This window comes from Nonomuraea sp. NPDC004702 (assembly GCF_053601695.1).
On sequence record NZ_JBSGCE010000186.1, the window covers coordinates 1 to 2,029 of the forward strand.

General features: G+C 72.6%; 2 protein-coding genes. Both read right to left on the reverse strand.

What is annotated here, in order from left to right:
• Positions 1-953, reverse strand: a 953-nt coding sequence (locus tag ACWEJ6_RS54640; protein WP_452433680.1) for a glycerophosphodiester phosphodiesterase family protein, incomplete at its 3' end; no start/stop codon positions are given.
• Between the two features lie 32 nt (positions 954-985).
• On the reverse strand, positions 986-2,029 hold a 1,044-nt coding region (locus tag ACWEJ6_RS54645; RefSeq protein ID WP_452433682.1), incomplete at its 5' end, for an aldehyde dehydrogenase family protein.

A 2,029-nucleotide genomic window follows, 5' to 3' on the forward strand; every position in this document is an offset into this window, starting at 1 on the left:
CGCGCCCATGGACCTCGGCCTCGCCGTCCCGCAGTACGGCAGGTTCGCCGCGCTGGGCAGCGTGACGCGGGTGGCCCGCGAGGCCGAGGCGATGGCCGGCGGGTGTCCACGCCGATCCCGGCGGCGTACCGGGCCACCTCGCGCAGCCCGTCGGGGGTCACCATGTCGTCGTAGGTGCGGGTGCTGCCGGCGGCGACCCAGTCGTAGGGCGCGCCGCCCGAGGTGATGAGCTGGATGAGCGGCAGCCGCGTCCGTCCGCGCAGCTCGCGCAGGTTCGCCGTCTCGAAGGACTGGATGTACGCCTTGCGCACGTGGTACCGGTTCAGCACCTCCAGCAGCGGCTCCTCCAGCGACAGGCCGATCGAGTCGAAGTACGTCGGGTGCTTGGTCTCGGGATAGACCCCGACGCCGTGCCGCTGCGCGAGCTGGACGACCTCCTCGAACGTGGGGATCTCGGCCAGCCCGTCGAAGGCGGTGTTGTCCGGCCGCAGGTCGGGCACGCGTTCCTTGGCCCGCAGCGTCTTCAGCTCGGCCAGCGTGAAGTCCTCGGTGAACCAGCCGGTGACCGGCCGGCCGTCCACGGCCTTGGTGGTGCGCCGATCGGCGAACTCGGGGTGGGCGGCCACGTCGGTCGTGCCGGAGATCTCGTTCTCGTGCCGGGCGACCAGCACGTGGTCCTTGGTGGAGACCAGGTCGGGCTCGATGTAGTCGGCGCCCATGGCGATGGCCGCCTCGTAGGACAGCAGCGTGTGCTCGGGCCGGTGGGCGCTCGCGCCCCGGTGACCGATCACGACGGGGGCCTGGCCGCGGCGCTCGGCCGTGGCGGATGGCGTCTGGGTCAGCACGACAGCGACCGTACCGCCGGCCAGGACGGCGGCCAGCACGCTCGCGAACAACCTGCGCGTCGTCATGCGGGCACGGTAGACCGCCGAGGTGGCCCGGACGTTACGCACGGGCGCACAGTGAAGGACGTGGCGGGACGGGTTCAGCCGAGGCCGAAGCGGGGGATCGGCAGGTCCTCGGTGGCGACGTGCACGATGTGCGCCTCGGTGTAGACGTCGATGCTGTACCGGCCGCCCTCCCTGCCCAGGCCGCTGGCCTTCACGCCGCCGAAGGGCGTGCGCAGGTCGCGGATGTTCTGGGAGTTGATCCACAGCATGCCGGCCTCGACGGACTGGGCCAGGCGGTGGGCGCGGCGCAGGTCGCTGGTCCACACGTAGGCGGCCAGGCCGTACCGGGTGGCGTTGGCCAGCTCCAGGGCCTCCTTCTCGGTGGCGAAGGGGGTGACGCAGACGACCGGGCCGAAGATCTCCTCCTGGAAGACGCGCATCGCGGGCGTCACGTCGGCGAAGACCGTGGCGGCCAGGAAGTTGCCCTCGGGCAGGCCGTCCGGGCGGCCGCCGCCGGCCACCAGGCGGGCCCCCTCCTCGACGCCGGCCCGTACGTAGGACATGACCCGCTCGTAGTGCTCGGGGTGGATGAGCGCGCCCAGCTCGGTCGCCAGGTCGTGCGGCGGGCCGACGCGCACCCGCGCGGCGCGCTCGGCGAGCCGGGCCACGAACTCCTCGTAGACGGTGTCCTGGACGAGCACCCGCGAACTGGCCGTGCAGCGCTCGCCGTTGAGCGAGAAGACGCCGAAGACGGCCGCGTCGAGCGCCCGTTCCAGGTCGGCGTCGTCGAAGACGAGCAGCGGGGACTTGCCGCCCAGCTCCATCGACAACGTCTTGAGGCCGGTGGCGGCGTCGCGCATGATCGTCTGGCCGGTGGCGGTCTCGCCGGTGAAGGAGATCACCGGCACGTCGGGGTGGGCCACCAGCGCCGCCCCGGCCCGCTCGCCGATGCCGTGGACGAGGTTGAACACGCCGGTCGGCAGCCCGCCCTCCTCCATGATCTCCGGCAGCAGGCTGGCCGAGAGCGGCGACCACTCGGCCGGTTTGAGCACCACCGGGCAGCCGGCCGCCAGCGCCGGGGCCAGCTTCCAGGTCTCCAGCATGAACGGCGTGTTCCACGGCGTGATCAGCCCGGCCAC